This is a genomic window from Nonomuraea thailandensis (assembly GCF_024172165.1).
Taxonomy (GTDB): Bacteria; Actinomycetota; Actinomycetes; order Streptosporangiales; family Streptosporangiaceae; genus Nonomuraea; species Nonomuraea thailandensis.
Genome location: NZ_JAMZEB010000002.1, coordinates 6,710,106 through 6,736,927, shown reverse-complemented (window position 1 = coordinate 6,736,927; position 26,822 = coordinate 6,710,106). Strand labels below are relative to the sequence as shown.

The window sequence follows — 26,822 nt, the reverse complement described above, 5'->3', positions numbered from 1 at the left end:
TCAACAGGGGGGTACTTATATATGACAGAATGTCCGTTAAAGTGGACGGACGTCAAGATAGACGACTAGTCACTTATAAGTGACGGAGGTGGCAGTGGACCACAACGAGCTCGTGGCGCGCAACGTGCGCAGGCTCCGGCGCGAGCAGGGCATCTCCATCGGCGAGCTGGCCCGCCGATCCGGGCTGTCCAAGCAGACCCTGTCCAAGGCGGAACAGGGCGTGGGCAACCCCACCGTGGACACTCTGGCCGCGCTGGGCAAGGCGCTCGACGTCGCGCCTCGGCAGCTCCTGACCGAGTGGGGCAGCACCGTCTACGTGCAACGCCAGGGTGATGCCGCATGGGAGGAGCGAAACGGCTGGTCCGAGCGCATGCTGGACCAGACCTACGGCTCTGGCTATGTGCACACGCTCGTTCTCAGGCTCGAACGCGGCAAGGCCGGCGGCCCCGTGCCCGGTCACACGCTCGGCGCGCTGCACCATGTCTACGTGATCAGCGGCAGGCTCCGTACCGGGCCTGTCGAGGACCAGGTCGAACTGGCGGCCGGAGACTTCGCCCGATTTCCCGGGGACGTCCCGCACCAGCACACCTGCCTCACCGACCGCGTCGTCCTGCATGTCACCACGACCATCCCGCAAGCCCGCCAGTTCGGGGCCCCGCGACCTTGAAATGCGAATGCATATTCCTGTTCGCTAGAGTGTGCGTCGAAGGGGGAGGCCTGTCAAGCTCCGGTGCGGGGCCGGGGCGGCAGGCCTATAACATGACGATCGTGAGCACCGAACCGGTCCGGGTGGAGGGTTTCCGGCAGCCCCAGCAGGCGCGGAGCCGGGAAGCTCTGCAGCGCATCCTCACTGCGGCTGAGGAGGTGTTGCACGCCGGTGGGTTCGACGACTTCACGATGGCGGCCGTGGCGGAGCGGGCCGGCGTGTCGATTGGCGCCATCTACCGGCGTTTCGACGGCCGGGAGCAACTGCTCGCGGCCCTGAAGGACCGGCTGCTGAGCGGCATGGAGAGGCGGGTGGGCGAGGGACTGGCCGGCGCTGACCCCAGCCTGGGCGGGGTGATGGACGCTTACGTGCACGCTCTCGCCGATGCCCTCAGCCTTGGCGGCAGGACGCTGGCCGACCTGCTGCGGGTGCAGAACATAGAGCTCGCAGACCGGGGTGTGCAGGCGCACACGGAGATGCGGCGGCTGGTCCGAGAGGCGGCGGCGCCGTACATGACCGAGGTCAGGCGCGCGGATCCCGCGGCGGCGGTCGACACCGCCGTCCGGACGGTCACCGCGTCGTGCATCTTCACGGCCGTGCAGGCCGACGGCTCCGAGGAGAATGTCATCTGGGCAGACCACGCGGACCAGTTGAGCGACATGGCGGTGGCCTATCTCCTGACCCCCGACCGGCGGAAGCGCGCGGACAAGTCCGCGCGCTGAGAGCCCGAAGCGGCACGATCAGTCGAGCTCGGGCCGTATGGCGAGGTCCGGCGTTCTGTCCGCGACCGGCCGTGCCTCAGGCTCGGGCGCCTCGATGTCAGGCAGATCACCGCCTGACCGGCGCCCGAGCCCCGGCTCCTTGCCCAGGAAGCCGCCGAGCAGCAGGGTCAGCGTAACGCCGAACGCGATGGCCACGTAGAACGTCCAGGTCAGCCCATAGGCGCCGACGAGCACGCCGACCAGCGGGCCCGCGCCGAAGCCGGCGAGGTAACGGACAGTCTGCGCGACGGAAACACCGGGCGCGGGCGTGGCCTGGGTGTCGGCGGCGGCGCTGATGCCCGCCGGGTAGACGAAGGCGATGCCGCCGCCGAGGGCGAAGAATCCCACAAGCGCGAACCAGGGATTTCCGGCAGCCAGCGCGCCCGCCATCACGGCGCCACCCACGACGACCGAGACGCGGGTGATCCTGGCGGCGCTGTACCGCCGCCGGAACCAGTCGCCGCTGAGCTGGACGACCGTCGTGCCCAGCGAATGAGCGGTCACGGCGAACGCGGCAAAGGCGGCAGTCGTTCCGAGGTCACGGGTCATGTAGAGGGTCGCCCAGGTGAGCGTGGCACCCTCGATCACCGAGACCAGGATGACCGCGCCGATGGCGGCGAGTCTCCAGGACGGTGTGGGCAGGTGGCGCACCTTGGCGCCGATCGTCCTGTCCGCCTTGCCGGCCAGCAGCCGCGGACAGGCGTAGAGTCCAGCGGCGAGGATGACGACGCCGATGGCGGACATGTGCGTCAGCGTCGATAGCCCGAGCGCGATCGAGCCGGCTCCGACGAGAGTACCCAGCACCATGCCCGCGCCCATCGAGCCGATGAACGACGACATCATGGGTTTGCGATAGGCGTGCTCCAGCCGTGAGCCGGAGGTGCTGGCAGCGATCTCGACGGCGGCCGAGCCGGCCCCGCCGAGAAGGAGGCCGAGGAAGAAGACGGGGAAGCCTGTGGCGAAGCCCAGCGTCGGCATCGCCAGGCCGTAGAAGGTGACAGCCAGCGTCGCGGCGGCTCTGGTTCCGTAGCGGGACAGCAGGAAGCCCGTCAGCACGATGAAGACGACGGAGCCGATGCCGACCGCGCTGGTCGCCAGTCCGATCTGGGCGTCGGACGAGCGGGTCTGCTGGGCGAGGTCCGGCAGGTGGACGACCCAGCTGGTCGTGGCCAGGCCGTTGACGAAGAGCAGCGTGTAGGTGGCCTTGCGGGCCGCGTGTACGGCATGGGGGATGGATGGAGCAGACACAGTGGCCCTCTCAGAGAGGTGAGAACGTGAAGGGGTAGGGCCGGAAAGTGAAGATTATGAGAACGCGTACTCGCGTTCCGGTTATCGTGTGGCCTGGCTCACCGCGTGTCAAGAGGTAACAAACCGCGCACATCACCCTGACCGGGCCTGTTAGGCCCACCCTCTTGACATGTGCACGAAATCGGACGGACACTCTGTGAACCGGAATATGCATTCGCATTTGGTCTCATGGAGAGGCTTCGATATGACGATGACCGAACCGCTCGCCTCCGCCACAGCTCTCGTTGCGGAGATCCGGGCCAGGCGGGCCGACCTCGCTGAAGGTGGTTTCCGCAGTGACCGCGACAACGCCGATCCCGCCGACAACTTCGTCGTCCTCTCCGAGGTCGGCGCCGCCCGGCTGTTCGTTCCCGCCGAGTACGGCGGCCTGTGGGACGGCACGGTCACCGGCGGCTGGGGCGACCTCATCCGCGCCATGGCGGAAGTCGGCGCGGGGGACGGTCCCACCTGCCAGAATTGGGGCACCACGGCGCTGGTCGCGCGGGAGGTGTTCGACTCGCACGCCGGCCTGCCCGAGGAGACCCGCCGCGAACTGGCGCGCCGACTTCTCGACGAAGGGCTCCGCCTGGTGGCCTCCAACGCCGAGACGGGCGTGAACGGCAAGGTCACGGCCCGGCCGGCGGAGGGCGGTGTGATCCTCAGTGGCACCAAGTCCTTCAACACCAACAGCGGCGGTCTCGGCATCGCCAACGTCGGTTGCGTCCTTGAAGGCACGCCCGGCCGTCACCACGTCCTGGTGGAGCTGAAGCATCCAGGCGTTGAGCTGCACGACGACTGGGACAACATGGGCCAGCGCGGCACCCGCAGCCAGACGATCACCTACCACGACGTCTTCGTGCCCGACGGCTGGCACTACGCCGCCTCGATGCCGTCCCCGCTGTTCTTCGGGGCCGCGCTGCTCCTGCACGCGTCCCTGATGCAGGGCATCGGCGATGGCGCCCTGGACGCGATGGTCGGGTACGTGCGCACGATGAAGCGCGGCATGCTTCCCCAGTTCGCGACGCCGGCAGAAGACCCGCTGATGATGCGGCGGGTGGGAGCGCAGTCGAGCCGTTTGGCCGCCTCCCGAGCGCTGCTGTTCGCCGCGGCCGACCGGATCGAGACGGCCGCCGAGTCAGAGGTCGCTGGCACCGTGGTGGAGTGCTTCCGCGCCAAGGTGGCCTGCGTCGACGCCTCCCTGGAGGCCGCTGGCGAGATCCATGAGCTGGCCGGGGCGCGCAGCACCTCGAACACGTACCGGCTCGACCGGTACTGGCGCAGCGCTCGCACGTTCGCCTCGCACGACCCCACCGACACCAAGAATGTGTACATCGGCATGTACGAGGTCACCGGTGAGCTGCCGTCGCCAGCCTCCATCATCCGCATCTGATGACCACGGCGACCGTCACCCCGCCGGTGCGCACCCGGGGGCCGGTGCTCAACTCCACGCTGATCGTGGTGTGTCAGAGCATGCAGGCCCTCGCCTTCGGTGGCATCGCCCTGTTCCTGCCGATCATCCGGCAGGACGTTGCCATCACCACCTCCCAGGCGGGCCTACTGGCCGCCATCGGCACGGCCACGTACGCGCTCATGCAGATCCCGTCCGGCTATCTGTCGGACCGGTTCGACCCCAAGCGCCTGTTCGTGTTCGGGCTGCTCGGCACCAACCTGCTTTCGCTCACATTCGCCCTGCTGGACTCCTACGGCTGGCTCCTGGCCAACCAAGCGGTCTCCGGGATCTTCCGGTCGCTCGTGTTCGCCCCCGGGCTGCTACTGATCAGTCGCCAGTTCCGGGAGGACCGTCGCGCCACCGCCATGGGCCTGTACGTGGCTGGCGGCTTCTCCTCCAACATCCTGCTCAACGCGCTCGGCCCGGTGTTGGTCGGCCCCCTGGGCTGGCGCTGGCTGATGATCCTCTTCTCCGTCAGCGGCGTCCTGGTGCTGCTGGCCTTCGCCAAACTGGGCGACTCGGCGCCGCACAAGGCGGACGCCAAGCCGCCCACCTGGGCCGATGCCAGGGAAATCCTGGCGCACCGCGCCGTGTGGCTGAGCGGGTTCGTGCAGTTCGTCCGGCTCGCGGTGGTCACCGGCATGGCGTTCTGGCTGCCCAGCCTCCTCGTCGAGGACAAAGGCTTCTCGCTCGGCATGGCCGGCGCTGTCGTGGCCATCGGCGCCACCGTCACAGCCCCGTCGAACTTCCTCGGCGGGTGGGTGGCCGACCGCCTCGGCCGGCCGCTGGCCGTCGTCGGGATCTCCCTGGCCATGCTGGCCGTCACGATCTTCCTCATCCCCTTCGTCGACGCCCTCCCCGCCCTCATCGCGGTGATCGCCGTCAACTCGATTTTCCTCCAGCTCTACTTCGGGCCGCTGTTCGCCGTGCCGCTGCGCTACGTCGGCACCGCGAACACCGGCCTGGTATCGGGGTTCGGCAATTTCTGCGCCAACCTCGGGGGAGTGGCCTTCTCCTACGGGCTGGGCGCCTTCAAGGACGCCACCGGCTCTTTTGACGCCGGCCTGTGGACGCTGGCCGGCTTGTGCGTCGCCGGTCTGGTGGCCACCTGGCTCATCTCCCGCCTGCCGACCGACGACCTTCCTGCGGAAAGGACACGCCAATGAGCGCCGCCCTCAGCTTGCCGCCGGACATGGACACCCGCCCGATGGCTCTGCCCGAGCTCGTCCAGGTCCCGCCGGTGACCCTCCTCAAGGGGGTGCGCAGCCACCTCAACCTCCAGTACGCCGCGCCCCCCGGCTTCCGCCCCCTCGTCCTCGACCTGCACATACCCGACGACGGCGACGGCAGCCCACGCCCCGCCGTTGTCTATGCGCACGGCGGCGGATTCTTCACCGGCACCAAATCCATGGGCCCCTGGAGGTTCCTGCTGGACGCCGGCTACGCCGTCGCCTCTATCGACTACCGGCTCAGCGGCGAATGCCGCTTCCCCGGTCCCGTCCATGATGCCGCGGCCGCCGTCCGCTGGGTGCGCGCCAACGCCGCCGCCTACGGGCTCGACCCCGGCCGGATCGCCGGCTTCGGATCGAGCGCGGGCGGCTACCTGCTTAACGCCGTGGCCCTGGCCTCCGGCGATGCAGGGCTGGTCGGCGCCCTCGGGCCTACGCCCGAAGTGTCATGCGCGTTGGCCGCAGTCGTGGACCACTACGCGCCCACCGACTTCCTGCACATCGACGAGGATGCGCCGGACGACGTCATCGAGCTGTCCAACGCTCCCGGCACCTCCGCATCCCGCCTTTTCGGCTTCATCCCCGCCGAACACCCGGAGCAGGCCGAGGTCTCCACCTTGTCCCGCTACACGAGCCCGGGCAGTCCGCCGTTCCTGATCGCGCACGGCGACGCCGATCGCCGTGTGGGCATCGGTCAGAGCCGCCGCCTGCACACCGCCCTGACGGAGGCTGGCGCCGACGCCGAGCTCATCGTCGTACCGGGTGCGGATCACGGCGGTCCTGAGTTCGATGAACGACCACTGCACGACGCTACGCTCGCCTTCCTGCGGCGGGTTTTGGGGGGATCATGAGACTGCATGCCAGCCCGGAATCTCTGCAGGACGCCTTCCGCGCCGCGATGGCCGCGGTGTGCACGCCGGTGTCCGTGGTGACGACCATGGAGGACGGGCTTCCGTACGGCACTACCGTCAGCGCGTTCGCGTCCCTGTCACTTGATCCGCCGATGATCCTGGTCTCGCTGGACCGCAGCTCGGACCTCCTGGAGATGATCAGGAGAACTGGCCGGTTTGGCCTCAACGTGCTCGCCCACTCGCAGTCTGAGCTCGCGTTGAACTTCGCCCGTAAGGGCGGGACTGCAAAATTCACAGGGGTGCGGTGGACGGAGGCCGCCGGGGTGCCGGCGCTGCCTGGCGCGGCGGGTTTTCTGGCGTGCGAGGTCGAGCGAGAAGTAGACGGCGGTGATCACGTCGTCCTCCTTGGCAACGTGACGCACACCGAGGTGGCCGACGGACGGCCGCTGACCTACCACGCTCGCGCTTTCGGCACGCACACTGCACTGGCTGGATAGCGGTGTCGGCGAGCGTGCGCGAACGCTCGCCGGCACCGGTCAGTCGTTGACGGCGGCCAGCGCCAGATCGTTGATGCGCTGCAGGCGGATCAGGTGGCTGAGCCCTTCGTTGAATCCCGCGGACAGAAAGATGACGGTCACATCCCGCCGAGGGTCGATCATCCATCCGGTCGAGGCGCCGCCGACGGCGGTGATGGCATCCGGGGAGGCGGTCTGTCCGGCGGTGGTCAGCATGTGCCCGGTTCCGCGAACGTAGCCGCCTAGGAGCGTGTAGTTGGCGCGCATGGGTTCGAGGCCTCTGGCCTCGGTCTCGAAGGTCACAGCCTCGTTGACGAGGTCGCCGGTGTGATTCTGGTGCGAGTAGTCGTACAGCGCCGGAGAGATCAGGCGATGACCGTTGGCGGTGCCCCGGCCACGCAAGGCCTCGGTGAATCGGAAGACGTCGTCGACGGTGGAGTAGGCGTTGCCCGAAGGGACCTCGGCGTCCGCGTCGAAAACCTGGTTGAACATGTGCAGTATCGCCGGTGTGGTCGGGCGGGTGTTCTGTGGCGTGAACGAGACCGGCACCCGCCGGGGATCATTCAATGGCGCGCCGAAGCTGCTGTCGCTCATGCCCAGAGGGACGAAGAGGTCGTCGTGCACGATCTGCCGGAAGCCGCGGCCTTGAGAGTCGGTGTTGACCAGGATCTGGCCTAGGAGGTCGAACCCGAGTCCCGAAGTGTAGATGCAACGCGTGCCAGGTGTGTAGACGGCGGGAAGGGCGTTGATCGCGGCGACCTTGCCGGGAAGGTCGCCGACCTGGTCGAACGTCAGCGGCGGAGGCACCAGACCGAAGGGCAGACCGGCGGTGTGGTTCAGCAACTGCCGGACGGTGGCGCGTGCCTTGCCCGCGACCTCGAATCCGGGGACGAGTTCGGTGACCCGCGTGTCCAGCCCGAACCGCCCGTGGTCGATCGCACGTAGGACAAGTGCTGCCGTGTAGGCCTTCGACATGGACATGAGCAGATACCGGTCGTCGTCGGCGGCGGGTCGCCCGGCGGCGACGGACCCGAGAACCTGCCGGTAGACGATGTTCCCGCCGCGGGCGATGAGAATCGAGGCGCCGTAGTGGCGGCCCGCGCCGATGTCCTCCTGTACCGCCGCGCCCACCCGGGCCAGGGCCGCTTCGTCCATGCCTGCCGAGGACGGCGTGACGACGGTTTTCATGAGACCTCCACTTATAGATACGATTCGTTTCTAAAATTTAGAGTACTCTCAAGAGTCTTAGAAACGCAACGTATTCATAGGGGTGTGATGGGGATGACAGCCCGCCGCAGGCAAGTGGAGGTCGATCAAGCGATCCTCGAGGCGGCCTACGGTGAGCTGCTGGATCGCGGCTATGCAGGGGTGACCTACGACGGCGTGGCCCGACGGGCCGAGACGAGTAAGCCCGTCCTGTATCGGCGCTACCCCACACGAGCCTCCCTCATCTTCGCCTCCCTCCGGCGCCGCCTCGGGGCGGTGCAGCCGCCGCCGGCCACCGGCAACCTCCGAGGCGACCTCATTGCCTGGCTGGATGCCGCCCAGGCCCGTGCCGCCGAGATCGGCGGAAGGACCTATCGAGCCCTGCTGGGCGAGGCCGACGATGACCTCCTCGATGCCATCGGCGCGCTGATAGGGATGGCAAGCGGCGACCTCGAGCGCCACGTCATCGAGCCCGCGCGGGCTCGGGGCGAACTGGGGCCGGAACCCCTGGTGGCTGAGATCGCCGCGATGCCGGTCATCCTGCTGCGCGACCGCATCGTCTTCGGTACGGCGACAGCAACGGACGTGGCCGAGATCGTCGATCGCATCTGCCTGCCCCTCTTTCGTGGTTGTGACGACGGCCGTCCGGCTTCCGCCCCGGCGGAATCAGCCACTCAAGAGGCGCAGTGAGGAGGGGCATCCCGGACGAGTCGGTGTGCCGCCCTTACCTACCACGCCAACCGCGCGGACAGTGAGGTCGCCCATCTGCTGGCAGCCCTGGCCGCGGTGACGTTTTCGCAGGCATGGAAGACCTCCGCTCCAGACGCCACTCTCACCTCAGTACGTGACGACTCAGATTTCACCCTGTCCATGGCCCTCGCCGACGGGAAGCAAAGGACGGTGGACTCGGACCGGTGCCCCGGCTCTTCTGGGTGACGGACACGCGCCCGAAGGAGATCCCAAGCCCACTCCGCAAGCGGCGAGAAAATCACCTGCAAGAAGCAGCGGATCTTTTATCTGCTGGTCACCAGCGGCCTGGTTGGCAGGACGAGCCGACTTGGACAAGGCTTGACCGTGCATGAGACGCCGTTGACCAGGGGTGCTGGGCAGACCTTCCGGCTTGATCTTCGGGTGGTGATCTCTGGGGTCTGGACTGACGGTGGCGACCTAAATGATCTACCGCGTCACACGGTTCGTACACGCGAGCAACCACCGAGCAACCAACCATGATCAACATCAAGATCCGAGGCCGGCGAAAACCGAGAAACCCCAGGTCGAACGCGGTATTGGTGAGTAGGGCGGGTGGGACTTGAACCCACGACCCACGGATTATGAGAATCCTCGGTGAGTATCACCAGGTGTCATCAGATGTTGTTTTGTAGTGCTGTGGTCGGGATCGTCCACGCCGGACGTTTCCGCCAGTGTCATCCCATGCCTAGTTGTAGGGCGTACGCGCGAGCAACCAGCGAGCAACCATTCATTCTTGACCATCGGCATTATGCGTAAATTTGTCGTTGCTGAGTAGGGCGGGTCCGCGGGATGAACTCGCATTTCACGGCAGAGCGATCGGCGTACGAGCAACCACTGAGCAGCCTTTCGCGGAAGTGGTGAACGGGCTTGACCGGGTCACAGGTGTGGCGCCATGAGCAGCTGACGGACTCGACCTCGTCGAGGTCTCGCGCGATTCCATCAGGCCGACGTCATCGCACACCCAAACCGGGTGCTATTCGAAGTGCACAACTTGAGCGCATCGCCAGACGGATGTGTCGGCGGACACGGCCACGCATCACATGAGGACCTCGGTCCTCACCCGGCACTCGCTTGTCGCCCATCGGATGATGCGTGTGGATAGACGATCAACCTCGCCCAGCGCGGTTGGTCGACCTCGGTGGCCAGGCGGGAGAACTCGGCAAGGAGCATCGTCAGTCCTGACAGGTCCAGCGGCACGTCAAGGTCCAGCACGCACCCCGTCACAGAGCCCTGCGGTCGCGGCGACAGCAGCCGGGTGAGCGCGCTTGGCCTGGGCGCGCCGACGAAACTCCATGGGTGTTCGCGACCTTCCCAAAGACCGGCCGGCTCGACCAGCCCGGCCTGGGCCATGGTGCGCAGGTGATAGGAGGCGTTGGAGGAGGACGTGCCGACCAGCACGGCCAGTTCGGACGATGTCATGGCGCCCCTCGCGCGCAGCAGTTGGGCCATCGCGACACGCAGGGGATGAGCCAGAGCCCGGACGGCGGCGTAGGCGTCGCGGTCCACTACCGGTGTCCCGGTACGGCCTCGATGAGGCTGCGGGTGTACGGGTGCTGCGGCGAGTCCAGGATCGTGGCGGTGGGGCCGCCTTCGGCGACCTCGCCGTGGCGCAGGACGATGGCTCGATCGGTCATCTGGCGCACCACCGACAGGTCGTGGGTGATGAACAGCATGCTGGTGCCGTGAGCGCGGCGCACCTCTCGCAGCAGCTCCAGGATCTGCGCCTGTACGGACACGTCCAGCGCGGCCACCGGCTCGTCGCAGATGAGCAGCTTGGGCCGGACGGCGATGGCGCGGGTGATGGCCACCCGCTGTCGTTCGCCGCCGGACAGGGCGCTCGGTCTGCGGCGGGCGTAGGAGGTGGGGAGCCCGACTTGTTCCAGCAGTTCGGCGGCGTTCTGGTGGTGGCCGCCGGCGGTGACCGCCTCTTCCAGCGCGGCGCCGATCGTGATCATGGGGTTGAGCGAGGCGTACGGGTCCTGGAAGACGACCTGGACCAGGCGGGCGGCCTGCCGGCGCTGCTTGGCGCTGAGCCGCCGGTGGTCGGAGACGTCGAGGTCGCCGAGGCGGATGGTGCCGCCGGTGGGGGTGGCGAGGCCGAGGATGCAGCGGGCGATGGTGGTCTTGCCCGAGCCGGTCTCGCCGACGAGGCCGAGCGCCTCGCCTTCGGAGATGGCGAAGGAGACGTTCCGCACGGCCTGCTTCTGCTTGGCGCGGGCGATCATGGAGGTGGTCCGGTACGTCATGCTGAGGCCGGACACGGTGAGGATGGGGGCGCCGTTCACCGGGGGCGGCTCGGTGGCGGGTGCGGCGGCCTGTTCCTTGCGCAGCAGCAGGTCAGCGCGGATTTCCGTACGACGGACGCAGGCGGAGGCGCGGTCCTGCCCGGCGGGCGCGAGTGGCGGACGGGCGGAGACGCATTCCGGGGCGTGCCAGTCGCAGCGGGCGGCGAACGCGCACTGGCCGGCCACGTCGTCGGCGCGCGGCACGCTGCCGGGGATGGCGGTGAGGGTCTCCACGACGTGGGTGACCGGAGGTTCGGCGAGCAGCAGCCCCAGCGAGTACGGATGCTCGGGCCTGTCCATGAGCGCGTGCGCGGGGGCGTCCTCCAGGACGGATCCGGCGTACATGACCAGGACGCGGTCGCAGACGGAGAAGGCCACCCGCAGGTCGTGGGTGATGAGCACGAGGGCCATGCCGCGGTCGTGCTGCAGTTTCTGCAGCAGGCGCAGCACGTCCGCCTGGGTGGTGGCGTCGAGGGCGGTGGTGGGCTCGTCGGCCACCAGGAGGTCGGGGTCCGCGGCGAGGGCGGCGGCGATGGCGACACGCTGGCGCATGCCGCCGGACAGCTGGAAGGGGTACTTGCCGGCCACCTCGCCCGCGTCCAGGCCCACTTCGGCCAGCCGCCGGGCGATTTCTGCGCGGTCGCGGCGGACCGGGCGGGGGAGGGACTCGCGCAGGTGCTCGGTGATGGTCTGCAAGGGGTTGAGCGCGGTGAACGGGTCCTGCATCACCATGCTCATGCGGGTGCCACGCAGGGGCCGCAACTCGCGTTCGCGCCGGCCGATCAGCGGGATCCCGCCGAAGGTGATCTCGCCGGAGGCGGTCACGCCCGGGGGCAGGGCGGCCAGGACGGCGCGGGCGGTCATCGTCTTGCCGCTGCCGGACTCGCCGACGATGCCCAGGGTCTGGCCGGGGCCGAGGGTGAAGCCGACGTCTCGTACCAGGGTCCTGGGGCCGGCGTTCACGTGCAGGCCGGCGACGGTGAGGAGAGGGGTCATCGCTGGTCACCGTCCGTGGAGTAGCGGTCGTAGATCCAGTCTCCGAGGAGCGTGAAGCTGGTCGCGGTGAGCGCGATCATGGCGCCGGGGGCCAGGGAGATCCAGGGGTTGTCGGCCAGCAGGTTCTGGCCGCTCTGCAGCAGGGTGCCCCAGTCCGGGGTGCCGGGAGGGGCGCCGAGACCGAGGTAGGACAGGCCGGACAGGCCGATCAGCGCGGTGACGAAGTCGAGCAGGAACGTCGCGATCACTGTCGGCATGATGTTGGGCAGGACGTGCCTGGCCATGATGCGGGCGGGGGGAAGCCCGAGCGTGCGGGCGGCGTCGATGTAGGGCAGGCGGGCCTGGGCGAGGGTCGCGCTGCGGCACAGCCGGATCTCGCTGGGCAGCGACAGCACGGTGAGCACGAGGACGGCGAACCAGTAGCCGCCGCCCAGGACTCCGATCAATACGATGATCACCAGCAGGCCGGGCAGCGCATACATGAGGTCGGCCAGCCGGTTGAGCAGCGTGTCGATCCAGCCACCGCGGTATCCGGCCAGCATGCCGAGCGCCGCGCCGACGATGACCGTGCCGAGCGCGACGACCAGCGGCCCGGCCAGAGCGGTACGGGCGCCGACGATGACCTGGGACAGCACGTCGGCGCCGAGCTGGTCGGTGCCCAGCCAGTGGGCACCGCTCGGGCCGGAGACGCTGAGCAGCAGGTCCTGGACGGTGGGGTCGTAGGGGGCCAGCCAGGGCCCGGCCAGCGCGAGGACGGCGACGAGCAGCAGAAAACCTGTGGCCAGCCGCACCATGAGCGGTGCTCTGCGCAAGATGGTGATCGCCGCCATCAGGCACCTGCCTTCGAGGTCGTACGGGTCCGCGGGTCGAGGGCCAGCCCGAGCAGGTCCACCACCAGGTTGACGAGCACCACCATCGCGCCCAGCAGGACGGCGAGTCCCTGCACCACCGGGATGTCCTTGTCGATCACCGCCTGGAGCAGCAGGGTGCCGATCCCTGGCAGGGAGAACACCTGCTCGACGAAGAGCGCTGCCGACAGCGAGGCGATGAGCAGCAGCCCGGCGCTGGTCACCACGGGCAGCGCGGAGTTGCGCAGCGCGTAGCGGATCAGGACGCGCGCCGGGCTGAGGCCGCGGATGCGCGCGAACGTGACGAAGTCCTGCTGCATCACGGTGAGGGTGGCCGCCCTGGTCTGCCGGATGACCACGGCCGACAGGAAGCCGGCCAACGCCACCGCGGGCATGGTCAGATGGACGATCCGCTCGCCGAGCCCCTCGCCGACGCCGTAGACGGGGAACCAGCCGAGCGCCACGCCGAACACGTACAGCAGCGCGATGGACAGCACGAACGGCGGCGCGCTGATGCAGAACGTGGACACGAACGACACCGCCCGGTCGGTGCGCCGGCCGCGCCGGATGCCTGCCGCCATGCCCAGCGGGATGCCGAAGCCGAGCACGAGAACCATCGCGTACAGCCCGAGCTGGAGGGTGATCGCGATCCGGTCGCCGATCAGGGCCAGCACGTCGCGGTCGGTCTGGATGGAGATCGACCGGCCGAGGTCCAGGTGCAGCGCGTCGGCGAGCCAGTACCCGTACTGGAGGAGGAAGGGCTCGTCCAGGTGGTACTTCGCCTGCAACGCCGCGAGCAGCTCCGGCGTGGGCGGCTTGGAGCCGATCAGGGTCTGCAGTGGCGAGCCGGGGCTGGCCGCCAGCAGGCCGAACACCAGGAAGCTCAGCACCAGCAGGAGCAGGAGCATGGCTCCCAGGCGCCGGGCGAGGAAGCGCAGGATCGTCATTTGGTCGAGCGCACCAGATCGATCCAGGTGCCGCCGATGAGGTCGTAGAACGTCGGGGGCCTGGTGTAGGTCAGCCCGTCCGACAAGGCGTACACGGTCTTCTGGGTGAAGATCGGCACGTACGGCACCTGCTCGGCGACCTCGGTGAGGATGGTCTTGACCCCGTCCCAGCGTTCCTGCTTGCCGTGCTCACCGGCGGTCTCGGGCGCGATGAGCGGGTAGTTCTGCTCGATCGTGGCGGTGGTGAAGTTGGCCGCGTTGGGGAAGTTGGGCTTCATGTTGGCCTTGCCGACGAAGCCGAACATCAACCCCGAGGGATCGGGGAGTGAGGTGGTGAACCCGGTGATGACCTGGATGCCGGAGGTCTGGTGGCTGAAGAAGGTCTGGAACCACTGGCCGGGCGGCACGGGCTTGGGGGTGACGGTCACGCCGAGGGGCTTCATGTTCTGCTGCAGGTTGAGCAGCAGCAGCCGTCCCCAGGTGCTGGAGTTGATGTAGGGGACCGTCACCTCGAAGCCGCCGGTGTGCGCCGACTGCGCGAGCTCGGCCTTGGCCTTGGCCAGGTCGAAGTCGTAGGACGGCAGGCCGTCGAGGAAGGCATGCAGCTCCGCCTCCGAGGGGGCGACGCCGGACAGTTGCCCGGCGGGCACGAGCGTCTTGAGCGGCTCGGCGTAGGTGCCGAAGGCCGCGGCCATCACGCCCTTGCGGTCGATGGCGTGGGCGACGGCCCGGCGCACGTGGATGTCGTCGAAGGGCGGCTTGCTCGTGTCCATCGAGACGAGATTGGTGTTGAAGTCGTCGGCCACGTGCAGGGTGGCGCCACTGCCCGTCCACTGGGACGTGGTCTTGAGGTCGGCCACTTCGGTGGCCTGAAGTGATCCGGAGCGCATCGCCAGTTGCGCGGCTGAGGGGTCGCTGATCACGGTGAACTTCACCGAGTCCGGCTTGGGGGCGGGGCCCCGGAAGGCGGGATTGCGGGCCAGAGTGATGTCCTGTGAGGTCTGCGCCTGGTAGGCGTAAGGGCCCGTGCCGATCGGCAGCGCGGCGGACGTGCCGAGCTCCTTGGCATGGGCCTTGGCGAAGGCGGCCTGCTGGATCTGGACCTGGGCGAGGCCGATGCGCAGGGCGACGGCCGGGTACTTCCAGGTCACCGTCACCTCGTCCGGTCCGGTGACCTCGGCGTTCTCGAATCCCTGCATGTTGCCGGCGGTCTCCGCGGTGGGCGCGGCGGCGGCGGAGATGCTCCAGGCGACGTCCTCGGCGGTGAGCGGCTTGCCGTCGGAGAACTTCATGCCCTGGCGCAGCTTGTAGACCACGGTGTCCGGTTCGGGCTCGGTGGCGGAGGCCGCCAGGTTCGGAGCGACCTTGGCCTGGCCCTGCTCGAACGACACCCGCTCCAGCGGCTCGGTGACCAGGCCGGTGATCATCTGCGTGTCCACCTTCGTGGACATGCTGTTCAGTGAGGTCGGCATCTGACCGATGCCGTAGGTGAACGAGGTGATCGTCCGCTCCGTCGCCGGACGAGCGCTCTGTCCGCCCTGCCCGCCTGCCGAACCGCAGGCGCTCGTCAGGACGAGGCCGGTCGCGGCTGCCAGGCCTGTCAGGGCACGCCGTCGGGTGTCCTTGTGCATAGCTGCTTCCCTTCACCAAGGTGACGGGAACTATACGGCTTGTTGCAAGGCTCTACAATGGTGAGAAGTTTCCGTCAGGTAACACCTCGTTCGGGTCGGCCACATCTGGACGTTTCATCGACATGCTGTTGATATCGATTCCCGGAGGACAGGGGTAGCCATGGCAGTCGCGCCCGAGGACGGCGAGCTGACGTTCACCACAGGAGAGCGGGCGCACGCCGCGCTGGTCGTGGACCTGCTGGGGCCGGTCGTCCCGGTGCTGGCCCAGGCGCTGGCGCCCAAGACCGAGGTCGTGCTGCACAACCTGACCACGATGCCCAACACGATCGCCGCCATCGGCGGCACGCTGACCGGCAGGGACATCGGCGGCCCGCCCACCGACCTGGGGTTGCGCACGTTCAAGGCCGGTTGGACCGACCATCTCGTCGGCTACCGCTCGGAGACCGCCGACGGGCTGGTCATGCGTTCGTCGAGCATCTTCTTCCACGCGCCCTCGGGCAAGTCCGTGGTGTGCCTGTGTATCAACACCGACATCGGCGACCTGCTGCGGGCCGAGGCGATCCTGCGCGCGCTGACCACCACGAACGAGGGTGCGGGGCCGCTGCTGGACGCGCGCCCGGGCCATCCGGCCGAGACCTTCCCGGTGTCGCTGGAAAGCCTGGGAGAAGGCGTCCTGGACGACGCGGTGAACGCCGCCGGCGTGCCGGTCGAGCTGATGAAGAAGCCGCACAAGATCGCGGTGGTCCAGGACCTGAACCGCCGGGGCTTCTTCACCCTGCGCGGCGCGGTCGAGCTGGCGGCCCAGCGGCTCAACGTCAGCCGCTTCACGATCTACAACTACCTCAACGAACTGCAAACCGAGCCTATTGACTAAAGGTTGAAATCCTCTACTGTGTGTTGAACTCGTTGCGCAGTGGAGGTTGCATGGAGCCGGCCGGATATCTCGACACCGCGTCCATCGGGCTGGTGCCCGACGGCGTGCGGCGCGCGGTTGACGACTGCTACACGGCGATGGCGCAGGGCACGCGCGGCTCCCGGCTGTGGCGGCCGGTGGTGGAGCGGGCGCATCAGGCGTACGCGGCCGAGTTCGGCGTGGCCGAGGACGAGATCGGCTTCATGGCCAGCACCGGCGAGGCGATCAACGCGATCGCCCGCGCCGTGCCGTGGAAACCCGGCGACGAGGTGCTCGTCCTGCACGACGACTTCCCGACGGTCATCCTGCCCTGGAAGGAGCTGGGCGGCGAGGTTCGCGTCGTGGAGATCGAGGCGCTGCCCGGCGAGGACCGGCTCGGCGCGCTACTGGCGGGCATCGGACCGCACACCCGCGTCGTGGCCGTCTCCCACGTCAGCTCCTTCACCGGCACCCTGGTGGACCTGGACGTGCTCGGCAGGGCCTGCTCCGCCGCCGGCGCGCTGCTGGTCGTGGACGGCGCCCAGGCGGCCGGCGCCGTCCCGGTCGATCTCGATCACGTCGGCTTCTACATCGCGACCGGCTACAAGTGGCTGCTGGCGGGGTTCGGCATCGCCGTGGTCGCGGGCAGGCGAACCGCTCTCGACACGCTGCGGCCCTCGCTGCTCGGGCACGGCAACCCCCCGCCCAGCCCGCGCCTGACCTACGGACATCTGAACCTGCCCGGCGTGTACGCGCTGGAGGCCGCGGCGGCCCACCGGCGCTCGATCGGGCTCCCGGAGATCCACACCCGCGTCGCTGCTCTGGCGCGGCGCATCCACCAGGAGACGGCGGCACTCGGCCTCGCCCCGGTGGCCCGGCCGGAGCGCATGGGGGGCATCGTCAGCCTCTCCGGAGTGCGCGACGTCCCCGAGGCGGTGGCCCACCTGGCGAAGGGCGGCCTGTCCGTGGCCGCCCGTGGGGGCTACCTGCGGATATCCCCGCACTTCTACACCACCGACACCGATATTGATCATTTGTTCGCTGAGCTGAAGTACCTGTGATGGGAGAGTCGATGCCGAAGAAGGTCGTCAACACCGGGTCCGCCCTCGGCCCTTACTCGTCGGCGGTCGTCGCCGGCGACACCTGCTACGTGGCCGGGACCGGCGGGTTCATCCCGGGGACGGCCCAGATCGTCGAGGGCGGCATCGAGGCCGAGATCCGGCAGACGATGAAGAACCTGGAGAGCACGATCACGCAGGCCGGATTCCGGTTGCAGGACGTCGTCTCGGCCACCTGCTACCTGCGCGACATCGCGCACTGGCCGCTGCTGAACGAGATCTACAGCGGCTACTTCGGCCAGGAGCCGCCCGCCCGGGCCGCCGTGGTGGTGCAGGACATGCCCGCCCAGTCGAACATCGAGATCACCTGCGTGGCCTGGCGCGGCAAGGATGACTGAGCGTTTCGCCGTTCTCGCGAGCGGCGAGGTGACCGGCCGCATTGCCGTCGAGCACGCGGACGGGGAACTGCTGGTCGACTACGCGGTCGACAACAACGGCCGCGGCGCCAAGCTCCGCGAGCGGATCCGGCTGAACCAGGATGGTGTGCCCGCCCTCTGGGAGATCGACGGCACCTCGCTCATGGGCGGCGCGGTACGGGAGAGGTACCACGACGGCCGCTGGGAGAGCCAGGCCGACTCGGGGCAGTCCGCCCCCGGCCGGCTGTACGTCGCCAACGACACCAGCCCGTACGCCTCCGGCATCTACGCCGGAGCGGCCCTGGCCCGCGGCGGCGCCGTGGACGCGCTGCCCGGCGGCCGGCTGACCGTCGAGTTCCTGCGGCAGGTGCAGCTGGCCGGGCTCACGCTGGACGCGTACGTGCTCGGCGGGGTCGGCCTGTTGCCCGAGTTCGTGCTGCTGGACAGCGAGCGGCGCCTGGTCGCCAGACTGGGCGGCAACCTCATGCTCCGCGACATCGTGGTCCGGGAAGATCTGACCGCGCTCGGTGGCGAGCTGGCGGCGCTGGACACGAAGTTGTCCATCGAACACCTGGCGCGGGTGGGCGGCCGCGTCCGCCACACCTTCGACGAGCCCGTCCGGATCCGGGACGTACGCGTCTTCGACCCCGCCACCCTCCAGCTCACCGATCGGCGATCAGTCGTGTTCTTCCGCGGCCTGATCACCGCCGTCGAACCGGACGCCCCCGGCGAGGGGATCGAGATCGACGGCAAGGACGGCACCCTGCTCGCCGGGCTGCACGACATGCACGCCCACAACTCCCCGGCCAGCGGCCTGTTCTACCTGGCCGCCGGCGTCACCACCACCCGCGACATGGGCAACGACAACGCCATGCTGCTCGGTCTGACCTCGCGGATCGACTCCGGCGAGCTGCCCGGGCCGTCCGTCGTCGCCTCGGGCCTCATCAAGGGGCGCAGCCCGTACTCGGCCCGGCTCGGCGTCATCGCCGAAGACCTTGACGAGGCGCTGAAGGCGGTGCGCTGGTATGCCGAGCGCGGCTACCACCAGATCAAGATCTACAACTCGGTGGACCCGGCCTGGGTCACCCCTCTGGCCGCCGAGGCGCACCGGCTCGGCCTGCGCGTGACCGGGCACGTCCCGGCCTTCGCCACCCCCGACGAGATGATCGAGGCCGGGTACGACGAGGTCACCCACATCAACCAGCTCATGCTCGGCTGGCTGCTCGACCCCGGCGAGGACACCAGGACACCGCTGCGCCTCACCGCGATGACCCGCGCCAAGGACCTGGACCTCTCCTCTCCGCAGGTCCGCCGCACCCTCGCTCTGATGCGCGAGCGCGGCATCGGGCTCGACACGACGACCGTCATCCTCGAACGGCTCATGCTCAGCCGCGCCGGCCAGGTGCAGGAGGGCGACCGGCCCTACCTCGACCACCTGCCGATCGGCTACCAGCGCTACCGCAGGCGCACCTTCGTCCCCGGCGACCTGGCCGACCACGAGGCGGCCTTCCCCAAACTGCTGGAGACGATGGCGCTGCTGCACGCCGAAGGCGTCCCGCTGTGGCCGGGCACCGACGACGGCAGCGGCTTCACCCTGCACCGCGAGCTGGAGCTGTACGCCGCGGCCGGCATCCCTCCCGCCGAGGTCCTACGCATCGCCACCCTCGACTGCGCCCGCCACCTCGGCCGCGAGCACCTCAGCGGCAGCGTGACGCGCGGCAAGCGAGCGGACCTCGTCCTGGTGGACGGCGACCCCACCCGCGACATCACCGCCATCCGCCGGGTCCGCATGACGGTCAAGAGTGGCGACGTCTACTTCCCCGCGGAGCTGTACCGCGAGCTGTCGATCACCCCGTTCTCGACGCCGCCCCAGGTGAACGGAGCTTCCACATGACGCACACCGGCGTGTTCGGCGGCCGGACGATGACCTACACCGCGCAAGCGCGGCAGACCACCATCCCCGGCGCCCGCATCGTCTCGTTCGACTACCTCGCCGAAGGGCCGGATCGGCCCGTCCTGTTCCTGTGCAACGGCGGCCCGATCGTGCCGTCGGCGTTCCTGCACATGGGCGCCTTCGGCCCGCGCCGGGTCGCCTTCCCCTACGACATCCACGCCCCCACGACCGGCGTCGTGGGCAACGAGCACTGCCTCCTCGACGCCGCCGACCTGGTCTTCTACGACCCGCCCGGAACCGGCTACAGCCGGGGCGACACCGAACTGGCCGGCGTGGACGAGGACGTCGATCGTATGGTCACCTGGGTGCGGCAGTGGCTGCACGACCACGACCGCGCCAACGCCCCCGTCCACCTGCTCGGCGAGAGCTACGGCACCATCCGCGTCGCACTCGCCGCCCGCGAGCTGGCCGAGGCGGGCGTACGGGTGGACGGCGTGTCGCTGCTCGGCCAGGCCACCAACATCATCGAAACCGCCGGCCGCACCGCCAACATCCTCAGCTACGTCTCCTCGCTGCCCACCCTCACCGCCGTCGCGCACTACCACGGCAAGGTCGAAGGGCCGCTGGAGCAGGCCGTGGACGAGGTCTTCGCGTTCGCCGCCACCGACTACGTCACTGCTCTGCTGCGCGGTCCCGCCCTGCCCGCGCAGGACCGCGACCGCCTGGCCCACCGCCTCGCCCGGCTCACCGGCGTCCCCGCCGCGGTCTGGATCGAGCGCAACCTGCGCCTGACCAAGCACGAGTTCCGTGCCGAACTGCTCCGCGAGGACGGCCTGGTGCTGGCGATGCACGACGGCCGCTACGCCGGCCCACCCGCAGGCTCCCCGTCCCCGGGCTCCATCGAAGCCCGCATGGTCGGCCCCCGCGCAAGCGGCACCGACACCGTCCCCCAGGCGATCGACGCCGCCATCGAGCCGCACCTGCGCGACTTCCTCAAGACCGACCTCGGCGAGGAGTACCGCAGGACGGGCGGCGACCTCGAACAGTGGCGCTGGGGACCGAGCACCTCACCCTTCGCCGACTGGCCCTACGGCCACGCGCTCACCGAGGCCATGACCCTGCTGCCCGGACTGCGGGTGTTCGTCGGCACCGGCATGTACGACCTGTCCACCACGATCGGCGCCGCCGAGCACGCCGCCGCCCAATGCGGCTGGCCCCCGGAGCGCGTACGCCTGCACCGGTACGAAGGCGGCCACCTCATGTACTCCGTCGAATCCACCCTCCGCCGGCTTGCCGCCGACCTGCGCGCCTTCATCGGAGGGCAGGCATGAGGCATACCATGACCATCGAAGACCGGTGCGTCGAGTACGAGGCACGGTGGGAGTCGCTCACGCTGACCGAAGCCGACGGCGAACCCGACGCGTCCATCTCCGGGACCGGCTATGTCGCCACCGATGGCGAAGCCGCACATCGTCCGGTGATGTTCCTGTTCAACGGCGGCCCAGGAGCATCGTCGTCACCGCTGCACATGTCGGCGTTCGGCCCACGGCGTTTCACCGGCCCCAGAACCAGCTTCGTGGCCTCGGGGCGGAGCATCACCCCCAACCCCTTCTCCCTCCTGGACGAGACCGACCTCGTCTTCGTCGACCCGGTCGGCACCGGCTTCAGCCGGGTGCTGCGCGACGGCGGCGCCGCCCCGTACCTGTCCGTCCACGGCGATGCGACGGCCACCGAACGGTTCATCCGCTGGTGGCTGGACCGGCACGACCGGCAGACCTCACCCGTCTACCTGGTGGGCGAGAGCTACGGCGGCCACCGGCTGGCCACGCTGTGCGCCCGCATCGGCGACCTCAACGTGGCCGGACTCGTGTTCATCTCGCCGATGCTGGACGCCTCAGCCGTCACGAACGCGCCCGGCAACGACCTGCCGCACGTGTTCGAGCTGCCGGCCATGGCCGTCGCCGCCTGGGCACACGGCCGCGCCTCGGCCGAAGCCGCCGACGCCGCCACCGTGTTCGAGCGGGCCCAGGCCTTCGCACAATCCGACTACCTCACAGCTCTGCACCTGGGCTCCGTACTGGACGACCAGAACCGGACCGCCCTGGCCGCACGCATCGCCGACCTGACCGGCCTGCCCGCCGACCAGGTCCTCGCGGCAGATCTGCGGGTCAGCAGCGAGGACTTCCTGCGCACCGTGCTCGCCGACCGAGACCTGCTGGTCGGACGGCTCGACACCAGGATCACCGGCCCGATGCCGCCGCCCGCCGAGGACGACAGACCCCCGGCAGCCGACGACCCCGCCCTCGGACTGGGCCGATCGAACGTCCGCCACAACGACGCCCTCGCCGACTATCTCAGACGCGAGGCTGACGCCACCGACGACGGACCGTACGTCACCCTCTCCCTGGAGCTCAACTTCGCCTTCGACTGGCGCAGCGAACACCCCAAACCTGACTTCTACCGCAACCCCACGGCCAACATCGCCGCATTGATGCGTGAACGTCCGCAGGTCCGCACACTCGTGCTCGGTGGCTATTTCGACCTGGCCACTCCACTGGCGGCAAGCCTCTTCGCCATCCGGCACGCCGGGGTCCCGGCGTCGCGCACCGAGGTCCTGCCGCTCGTGGCCGGCCACTCGCTGGACGACGAGGACACCCTGGCGACCGCGGCCTCGGCTCTGCGCGTTCTCATCCGTACCACGTCCCAAGGGCAGGCAGCGTGACTCTCCCCACCCTCTCCCTCACCTTGTCACCCGACGCCACGGGCATCGGCGTCGAGTACGTCCTGCAGGCACCGTCGATCCCGGCGGGCCAGGCCGTCTGCCGCCTGCCGATCGTCATCGCCGGCATCCCCGGCGCACCGCTGCGCACGACCGACCTCCACGTTGTCGACGACCTCGGCGACCTGCCCCTGCACGAGGAGGACGAACCCGCCACACCGTCGTTCACCTACCGCCGCTGGTGCGCCACCCGCGACACCGTCGGCGACGTCACCGTCTCCTACTTCGCGCCCGTACGCGTCGTGGACGCCGCCACCAGAAACGGCCCCCTGTTCGACCTGCGCGCCGAGAGCGGCGGCGTCAGCGGGGCAGGTGTCACCTTTCTCGCTCTGCCCGACACCACCCACGACTACGCCATCACCCTGCGCTGGACTGACCGGCCTGGCGTGACCAGCCATGGCGAAGGCGACCTCGAACTCACCGGCACGGCCGAAACCCTCGCGTACTGCTACTACATGGCCGGCCCGATGCACAGGCATCCGGCCGAGTCGACGGGGCCGTTCGCCATGTACTGGCTCACCGAGCCGGCCTTCGACGTGCTCGCCGTGGCCACCCGCATCGAGCGCATCTACCGCGCGATGTGCGACTTCTTCCGCGAACCCGAGCCCGGGCACCGCGTCTTCATCCGCAAGCACCCCTATCCCGGCAACGGCGGCACCGCGCTGCCGCGCTCGTTCATGTTCGGCTGGAGCGCCGCACAGACCCCCGCCCCCGACGACCTCGCCGACCTGCTCGCCCACGAAACCGCGCACAACTGGCCACGCCTGGACGGCGAGCACGCCGCAACCGCCTGGTACACCGAGGGCACCGCCGAGTACTACTCCATCGTCCTGTCCCACCGCGCCGGGCTCATCGACGACGACGCCTTCCTCAAGCTGATCAACGAGCGGGCCCGCGCCTACTACGCCAACCCCCTGCAGACCCTCACCAACGCCGAGGCGGGCGAGCTGTTCTGGAAGGACCAGCGCGCTCAGCGCGTGCCGTACGGTCGCGGCCTGTTCTACCTCATCGACCTCAACGCCAAGATCAGTTCCGCCAGCGGTGGCGGCCGCTCGCTCGACGACCTGGTCCTCGCGGTCCTCGACCGGCAGCGCGACGGGGAGAAGGTGGGCGTTCCCGAGTGGCTGGACCTGGTGGCGGCAGAGTTGGGAGAGACCGGTCGTGACGACTTCGCCGCCATGGAAGCCGGCCGGTGGATGATCCCGGCCCCGGACGCGCTCGGCCCGCGCTTCACCCGTGAACAGACCCAGGAGTACGTCACCGAACTGGGCTTCGACCTGTCCAGCCTCGAAACCCGCACGGTCACCGGGTTGATCCCCGGTTCAGCCGCGGAAGAGGCGGGCATCCGGGAGGGCGACGTGATACTTGAGGCGCCCGCCGGATCTCAGGTCGCCAAGAGTGCAGGAGAGGAAATCACTCTCACCCTTCAACGTGAAGACACGACCTTCCCGGTGAGCTATGCGCCTTGTGGCGATGCCGTGCCCTCCTTCCGCTGGAAACGCGTTTAGCGACGTTGCTCGTCTGGTCACGGCCAATGCGCGGCGAGTACCCTCGGCTGACTGCAAGGGCGCGGGGGAGAGCTTTATTTCGACGGGACTGCGAAGCCGTCGGCCTGGGCCGGAGGCACGGTGATCGGCGCTGCTGCACCCAGCTGCTCATCATGGACGGCACCTCGCCCGGCGAAGCTTGCCTGGGCCCGATCGAGCGATCTTGGCGTGCTGACGCGGCTCGTGGTGTCTGAACTGCATGGTCACCGGCTGGTCACCTCAGGCACTCCGCTGGCCTGGCACCGCGGGCCGGCTTGGCACCGATGGGCGTACCGAACCGGTCCGGCACCTTCGCGTTGCGTAGCGCCCCCGTCCACGGGAGAGCTTCTCAGGTGTGGATCACAGGTGGTCGGGCGGTGATGGCCTGGTGGAGTGCGTTCGCCACGGCGTGGACGAGCGTGACCTGAGAGGCGTCCCAGACGAGATTGAGGCCACTGTGGCTGCGGAGGGTGAGTCTGCCGTACAGCAGGATGGGCAGGCGGGCGTTGTTCTTGAAGCGGCGGTCGGGGCCGCCTTTGACGTTGACGTAGCGCCAGGTGGAGTCTGAACCGCCCCGGCTTTGATGGAGACGGCCTCCATCAAACCCGGCGCGGTTAATCGTGATCGTCGTCATGTCCCCTGCGCTGACGGTCGGATCGTGTCCCGCTCGGAAATACGGTTACATGCTGTGAGCTGCGGTTTTGCTGCGTGATCAGGGCGGCGGCTGCGACCATCTTGAGGTGTTGTTATCGCTTGTCTACCGGTTGGTGAGGGGCTTGTTCGGCCTGCTGACCGTGCTGATCCACTCTGATCTGTCCAAGGATGTTGAACTGCTGGTGCTCCGTCAGGAGAACCAGGTGCTCCGCCGTCAGCTTGGTGGTCAGCCGCGGTGGGGTCATGTCGACCGGCTCTGGCTTACAGCGTTGTCCCGGCTGATCCGCCGCTGCAGGTGGGCGGAGGTGTTCCCGGTCACTCCAGCGACGATCCTGCGTTGGCATCGCACCCTGGTGAGTCGTAAGTGGACCTTCACCGACAAGAGAAGCCCGGGACGCCCTTGCACTCGCCGACCGGTCAAGGCATTGATCGTGCGGATGGCGCAGCAAGATCCGACCTGGGGACACCGGAGAATCCAGGGCGAGCTGGCGCGCCTGGGCTACTCGATAGCGGCCTCCACGGTGTGGGAGATCCTGCACGCCGCCGGCATTAATCCCGCGCCCCCTGGTCCGACCTGGCGACAGTTCCTGACCGCCCAGGCCCACGCGATCATCGCCTGCGACTTCCTGGTGGTCGAGACGGTGCTGCTCAAACGGCTGTATGTGCTGGTCTTCATCGAGCACAGCACCCGGCGGCTGCACCTGGCCGGAGTAACCGCGCACCCGACCGGAGCATGGACCGTGCAGCAGGCCCGCAACTTGGCGATGGACCTGGGCGATCGCATCGCTGAGCTGCGGTTCTTGATCCACGATCGCGTCCGCTCTTCACTGCTGCCTGCAACGCGGTCTTCACAGCTGAAGGACTGCGGGTCATCACCACGCTGCCGCGGACACCGCGGATGAACGCCATCTGCGAGCGCATCATCGGCACCCTGCGCCGTGAGCTTCTGGACCGGATCCTGGTCCTCAACGAACGCCACCTGACCTTCGTGCTCCGCGAGTACCTGATCCACTACAACGGGCACCGGCCGCACTAGTCCCGGCAACAACGTCCCCCGGACATCGCCACGCAGCCTGCTTGCGACGTGACCGATCTCGACGACCTACGATCTATCCACCGAAAACCCGTTGTCACAGGCGTGATCAACGAATACCGCCACGCCGCATAACCGCAGCTCAAGCCACGTAACTCAATATTCGAGCGGCACACCCTGATCGAGGCAGGGTCGGCGCCCGGCTCTCCCACCGCCAGAGTGCGCCCGGCGACGGCGACCAGCGGAGGCTGCGTCGTGCCCGACTCGACCGGCACGAGGACGGGTGTCGGCCTCCACGTCTCGAGGGCGACGACGCCTCCTTCCCCCGCCTGGCCGCACCCGTACCCGACCCACACCCGCTCGTACGCCTGCGCCAGCGTGGACGGGCACGGGTAGGCGCTGAGGTCGATCCGCCTGGTGATGGCGAGCGTCGTGATGTCGATCTCGATCACTTCATGCGAATCGCGCAGCGCCGCGTACACATGCCTGCCGTTGTCCGCCACGGACAGGGCCACGGCGCTGGACAGGCCGCCGATCGTGTCGATGAGCGTGCCGTCGCTCTTGGTGACCACGATCCGATCGCCGGCGGCGACGAAGATCTTGCCGCTCTGCCCACCACGTCGCCGCCCCTGCCGGCGGCGATGCCGAGGTCGATGACGGTGTCGGCGGCCGAGGCGGCGGGCGCCTGAGCGACCAGCAGGACCGCTGCCAGGAACAGGGACCCTGCCAGGGCGACTAATCGGTGGGAAAGAGGAGCACGGCCGGAGCTTGAGGGGCGCACATGCACTCCATTCTGAAGGACGATTGTCGAACGTATGTCCGCCATGGGGTCATGTCGTCCAGGACGGCCTCGGAGAAGGTGGTCCCATCGCCCGCCGTCCGAGGTGGGCGTCGCCGATGGGATCCTGATCACGATGGGCATGGTGTGGGTGCGCCCTGAGAGGTGCGTCCACCGTCTTCTCGGCCGCCCGTCCAACGAGGTGCCACCCGAGATCCACCGTTATCGTCGGCGTGGTGTCGCCTCCGGAGCACTTGCCTGCAAGGCCGGCCACCATGCCTTACGTGCCTACTTTGGCCTGCTGGGCGGCCCGGCGCAGGCGTCCGAAGT

The 26,822-nt window shown here is 68.8% G+C and carries 25 protein-coding genes; 16 read left to right on the top strand and 9 right to left on the bottom strand.

Annotated features, from left to right (window positions below; genetic code table 11):
* Positions 1 to 94 precede the first annotated feature (94 nt).
* Together HD597_RS66090 and HD597_RS34745 are read left to right on the top strand one after the other, a co-directional pair.
* Complete coding sequence (locus HD597_RS66090; RefSeq protein ID WP_253747529.1) at positions 95 to 667, top strand: helix-turn-helix domain-containing protein; 573 nt, start codon at positions 95 to 97, stop codon at positions 665 to 667.
* A 101-nt stretch (positions 668 to 768) separates the two neighbouring features.
* Positions 769 to 1,428, top strand: coding sequence for a TetR/AcrR family transcriptional regulator (locus HD597_RS34745; protein ID WP_253747527.1), 660 nt, complete (start codon positions 769 to 771; stop codon positions 1,426 to 1,428).
* 18 nt (positions 1,429 to 1,446) lie between these two features.
* Here the strand turns inward: HD597_RS34745 and HD597_RS34740 are convergent, their stop codons facing one another.
* Complete coding sequence (locus HD597_RS34740) at positions 1,447 to 2,715, bottom strand: MFS transporter (RefSeq protein ID WP_253747525.1); 1,269 nt, start codon at positions 2,713 to 2,715, stop codon at positions 1,447 to 1,449.
* A gap of 244 nt (positions 2,716 to 2,959) precedes the next feature.
* Between HD597_RS34740 and HD597_RS34735 the strand changes: the two genes are divergently transcribed.
* Genes HD597_RS34735 through HD597_RS34720 form a run of 4 tightly spaced genes read left to right on the top strand, consistent with a single transcriptional unit; the run spans position 2,960 to position 6,781 of the window.
* Positions 2,960 to 4,144 (top strand): acyl-CoA dehydrogenase family protein, encoded by a 1,185-nt coding sequence (locus HD597_RS34735; protein ID WP_253747523.1) that lies wholly within the window; start codon positions 2,960 to 2,962, stop codon positions 4,142 to 4,144.
* Positions 4,144 to 5,370 carry an MFS transporter gene (locus HD597_RS34730; RefSeq protein WP_253747521.1) on the top strand — a complete coding sequence of 409 codons (1,227 nt, stop codon included), beginning with the start codon at positions 4,144 to 4,146 and terminating at the stop codon, positions 5,368 to 5,370. Before HD597_RS34735 ends, HD597_RS34730 begins: the two co-directional genes overlap by 1 nt.
* The gene (locus tag HD597_RS34725) at positions 5,367 to 6,284 is read left to right on the top strand and encodes an alpha/beta hydrolase (protein WP_253747519.1); all 918 of its coding nucleotides are present in this window, start codon (positions 5,367 to 5,369) and stop codon (positions 6,282 to 6,284) included. Before HD597_RS34730 ends, HD597_RS34725 begins: the two co-directional genes overlap by 4 nt.
* Entirely contained in the window at positions 6,281 to 6,781 is a 501-nt protein-coding gene (locus HD597_RS34720; protein ID WP_253747517.1) for a flavin reductase family protein, read from the top strand. The genes HD597_RS34725 and HD597_RS34720 overlap by 4 nt, the downstream gene beginning before the upstream one ends.
* A 39-nt stretch (positions 6,782 to 6,820) precedes the next feature.
* Here HD597_RS34720 and HD597_RS34715 read toward each other — a convergent pair whose 3' ends face one another.
* Positions 6,821 to 7,987, bottom strand: coding sequence for a serine hydrolase domain-containing protein (locus HD597_RS34715; RefSeq protein ID WP_253747515.1), 1,167 nt, complete (start codon positions 7,985 to 7,987; stop codon positions 6,821 to 6,823).
* Between the two features lie 93 nt (positions 7,988 to 8,080).
* Here HD597_RS34715 and HD597_RS34710 point away from each other — a divergent pair, with 93 nt between their 5' ends.
* The gene (locus tag HD597_RS34710; protein ID WP_253747513.1) at positions 8,081 to 8,695 is read left to right on the top strand and encodes a TetR/AcrR family transcriptional regulator; all 615 of its coding nucleotides are present in this window, start codon (positions 8,081 to 8,083) and stop codon (positions 8,693 to 8,695) included.
* Between the two features lie 1,116 nt (positions 8,696 to 9,811).
* Here the strand turns inward: HD597_RS34710 and HD597_RS34705 are convergent.
* From HD597_RS34705 to HD597_RS34685, 5 genes are read right to left on the bottom strand one after another with little or no spacing between them, the layout of a single operon-like run.
* Positions 9,812 to 10,261, bottom strand: coding sequence for a winged helix-turn-helix domain-containing protein (locus HD597_RS34705; protein ID WP_253747511.1), 450 nt, complete (start codon positions 10,259 to 10,261; stop codon positions 9,812 to 9,814).
* Positions 10,261 to 12,036, bottom strand: a complete 1,776-nt coding sequence (locus tag HD597_RS34700) for an ABC transporter ATP-binding protein (RefSeq protein WP_253747509.1) — start codon at positions 12,034 to 12,036, stop codon at positions 10,261 to 10,263. Before HD597_RS34700 ends, HD597_RS34705 begins: the two co-directional genes overlap by 1 nt.
* Positions 12,033 to 12,866, bottom strand: a complete 834-nt coding sequence (locus HD597_RS34695; protein WP_253747507.1) for an ABC transporter permease — start codon at positions 12,864 to 12,866, stop codon at positions 12,033 to 12,035. The genes HD597_RS34700 and HD597_RS34695 overlap by 4 nt, the downstream gene beginning before the upstream one ends.
* Positions 12,866 to 13,831, bottom strand: coding sequence for an ABC transporter permease (locus HD597_RS34690; RefSeq protein WP_253747505.1), 966 nt, complete (start codon positions 13,829 to 13,831; stop codon positions 12,866 to 12,868). The genes HD597_RS34695 and HD597_RS34690 overlap by 1 nt, the downstream gene beginning before the upstream one ends.
* Positions 13,828 to 15,462 carry an ABC transporter substrate-binding protein gene (locus HD597_RS34685; protein WP_253747503.1) on the bottom strand — a complete coding sequence of 545 codons (1,635 nt, stop codon included), beginning with the start codon at positions 15,460 to 15,462 and terminating at the stop codon, positions 13,828 to 13,830. The genes HD597_RS34690 and HD597_RS34685 overlap by 4 nt, the downstream gene beginning before the upstream one ends.
* A gap of 160 nt (positions 15,463 to 15,622) precedes the next feature.
* Between HD597_RS34685 and HD597_RS34680 the strand changes: the two genes are divergently transcribed.
* Genes HD597_RS34680 through HD597_RS66085 form a run of 7 tightly spaced genes read left to right on the top strand, consistent with a single transcriptional unit; the run spans position 15,623 to position 24,009 of the window.
* Positions 15,623 to 16,336, top strand: a complete 714-nt coding sequence (locus HD597_RS34680; protein WP_253747501.1) for a helix-turn-helix transcriptional regulator — start codon at positions 15,623 to 15,625, stop codon at positions 16,334 to 16,336.
* 50 nt (positions 16,337 to 16,386) lie between these two features.
* Positions 16,387 to 17,415, top strand: a complete 1,029-nt coding sequence (locus HD597_RS34675) for an aminotransferase class V-fold PLP-dependent enzyme (protein WP_253747499.1) — start codon at positions 16,387 to 16,389, stop codon at positions 17,413 to 17,415.
* An 11-nt stretch (positions 17,416 to 17,426) separates the two neighbouring features.
* A complete protein-coding gene (locus tag HD597_RS34670; RefSeq protein ID WP_253747497.1) occupies positions 17,427 to 17,810 on the top strand; it encodes a RidA family protein in 384 nt (127 codons plus the stop codon).
* Positions 17,803 to 19,722, top strand: coding sequence for an amidohydrolase family protein (locus HD597_RS34665; protein WP_253747495.1), 1,920 nt, complete (start codon positions 17,803 to 17,805; stop codon positions 19,720 to 19,722). Before HD597_RS34670 ends, HD597_RS34665 begins: the two co-directional genes overlap by 8 nt.
* Positions 19,719 to 21,053, top strand: coding sequence for a S10 family serine carboxypeptidase-like protein (locus HD597_RS34660; RefSeq protein WP_253747493.1), 1,335 nt, complete (start codon positions 19,719 to 19,721; stop codon positions 21,051 to 21,053). The genes HD597_RS34665 and HD597_RS34660 overlap by 4 nt, the downstream gene beginning before the upstream one ends.
* Before the next feature lie 8 nt (positions 21,054 to 21,061).
* The gene (locus HD597_RS34655) at positions 21,062 to 22,444 is read left to right on the top strand and encodes a S10 family serine carboxypeptidase-like protein (RefSeq protein ID WP_253747491.1); all 1,383 of its coding nucleotides are present in this window, start codon (positions 21,062 to 21,064) and stop codon (positions 22,442 to 22,444) included.
* On the top strand, positions 22,441 to 24,009 hold the full coding sequence (locus HD597_RS66085; RefSeq protein WP_253747489.1) for a M61 family metallopeptidase: 1,569 nt from the start codon (positions 22,441 to 22,443) through the stop codon (positions 24,007 to 24,009). The genes HD597_RS34655 and HD597_RS66085 overlap by 4 nt, the downstream gene beginning before the upstream one ends.
* Positions 24,010 to 24,376: 367 nt before the next feature.
* On the opposite strand, the gene HD597_RS34645 is transcribed toward HD597_RS66085, so the two are convergent.
* Positions 24,377 to 24,661 (bottom strand): hypothetical protein, encoded by a 285-nt coding sequence (locus HD597_RS34645; RefSeq protein WP_253747487.1) that lies wholly within the window; start codon positions 24,659 to 24,661, stop codon positions 24,377 to 24,379.
* Positions 24,662 to 24,728: 67 nt separating this feature from the next.
* Here HD597_RS34645 and HD597_RS34640 point away from each other — a divergent pair, with 67 nt between their 5' ends.
* On the top strand, positions 24,729 to 25,583 hold the full coding sequence (locus tag HD597_RS34640) for a hypothetical protein (protein ID WP_253747485.1): 855 nt from the start codon (positions 24,729 to 24,731) through the stop codon (positions 25,581 to 25,583).
* Entirely contained in the window at positions 25,580 to 25,717 is a 138-nt protein-coding gene (locus tag HD597_RS34635; protein ID WP_253747483.1) for an integrase core domain-containing protein, read from the top strand. Before HD597_RS34640 ends, HD597_RS34635 begins: the two co-directional genes overlap by 4 nt.
* Here HD597_RS34635 and HD597_RS34630 read toward each other — a convergent pair.
* Positions 25,714 to 26,286, bottom strand: a complete 573-nt coding sequence (locus HD597_RS34630) for a YncE family protein (RefSeq protein WP_253747481.1) — start codon at positions 26,284 to 26,286, stop codon at positions 25,714 to 25,716. The genes HD597_RS34635 and HD597_RS34630 overlap by 4 nt on opposite strands.
* Positions 26,287 to 26,822: the final 536 nt, after the last annotated feature.

Excerpts from the sequence above, each read along its gene's own strand:
- HD597_RS34735 (WP_253747523.1), top strand. The coding sequence starts at position 2,960 with ATGACGATGACCGAACCGCTCGCCTCCGCCACAGCTCTCGTTGCGGAG.
- HD597_RS34730 (WP_253747521.1), top strand. The coding sequence starts at position 4,144 with ATGACCACGGCGACCGTCACCCCGCCGGTGCGCACCCGGGGGCCGGTG.
- HD597_RS34725 (WP_253747519.1), top strand. The coding sequence starts at position 5,367 with ATGAGCGCCGCCCTCAGCTTGCCGCCGGACATGGACACCCGCCCGATG.
- HD597_RS34720 (WP_253747517.1), top strand. The coding sequence starts at position 6,281 with ATGAGACTGCATGCCAGCCCGGAATCTCTGCAGGACGCCTTCCGCGCC.
- HD597_RS34715 (WP_253747515.1), bottom strand. The coding sequence starts at position 7,987 with ATGAAAACCGTCGTCACGCCGTCCTCGGCAGGCATGGACGAAGCGGCC.
- HD597_RS34710 (WP_253747513.1), top strand. The coding sequence starts at position 8,081 with ATGACAGCCCGCCGCAGGCAAGTGGAGGTCGATCAAGCGATCCTCGAG.
- HD597_RS34700 (WP_253747509.1), bottom strand. The coding sequence starts at position 12,036 with ATGACCCCTCTCCTCACCGTCGCCGGCCTGCACGTGAACGCCGGCCCC.
- HD597_RS34695 (WP_253747507.1), bottom strand. The coding sequence starts at position 12,866 with ATGGCGGCGATCACCATCTTGCGCAGAGCACCGCTCATGGTGCGGCTG.
- HD597_RS34690 (WP_253747505.1), bottom strand. The coding sequence starts at position 13,831 with ATGACGATCCTGCGCTTCCTCGCCCGGCGCCTGGGAGCCATGCTCCTG.
- HD597_RS34685 (WP_253747503.1), bottom strand. The coding sequence starts at position 15,462 with ATGCACAAGGACACCCGACGGCGTGCCCTGACAGGCCTGGCAGCCGCG.
- HD597_RS34680 (WP_253747501.1), top strand. The coding sequence starts at position 15,623 with ATGGCAGTCGCGCCCGAGGACGGCGAGCTGACGTTCACCACAGGAGAG.
- HD597_RS34675 (WP_253747499.1), top strand. The coding sequence starts at position 16,387 with ATGGAGCCGGCCGGATATCTCGACACCGCGTCCATCGGGCTGGTGCCC.
- HD597_RS34670 (WP_253747497.1), top strand. The coding sequence starts at position 17,427 with ATGCCGAAGAAGGTCGTCAACACCGGGTCCGCCCTCGGCCCTTACTCG.
- HD597_RS34665 (WP_253747495.1), top strand. The coding sequence starts at position 17,803 with ATGACTGAGCGTTTCGCCGTTCTCGCGAGCGGCGAGGTGACCGGCCGC.
- HD597_RS34660 (WP_253747493.1), top strand. The coding sequence starts at position 19,719 with ATGACGCACACCGGCGTGTTCGGCGGCCGGACGATGACCTACACCGCG.
- HD597_RS34655 (WP_253747491.1), top strand. The coding sequence starts at position 21,062 with ATGACCATCGAAGACCGGTGCGTCGAGTACGAGGCACGGTGGGAGTCG.
- HD597_RS34645 (WP_253747487.1), bottom strand. The coding sequence starts at position 24,661 with ATGACGACGATCACGATTAACCGCGCCGGGTTTGATGGAGGCCGTCTC.
- HD597_RS34635 (WP_253747483.1), top strand. The coding sequence starts at position 25,580 with ATGAACGCCATCTGCGAGCGCATCATCGGCACCCTGCGCCGTGAGCTT.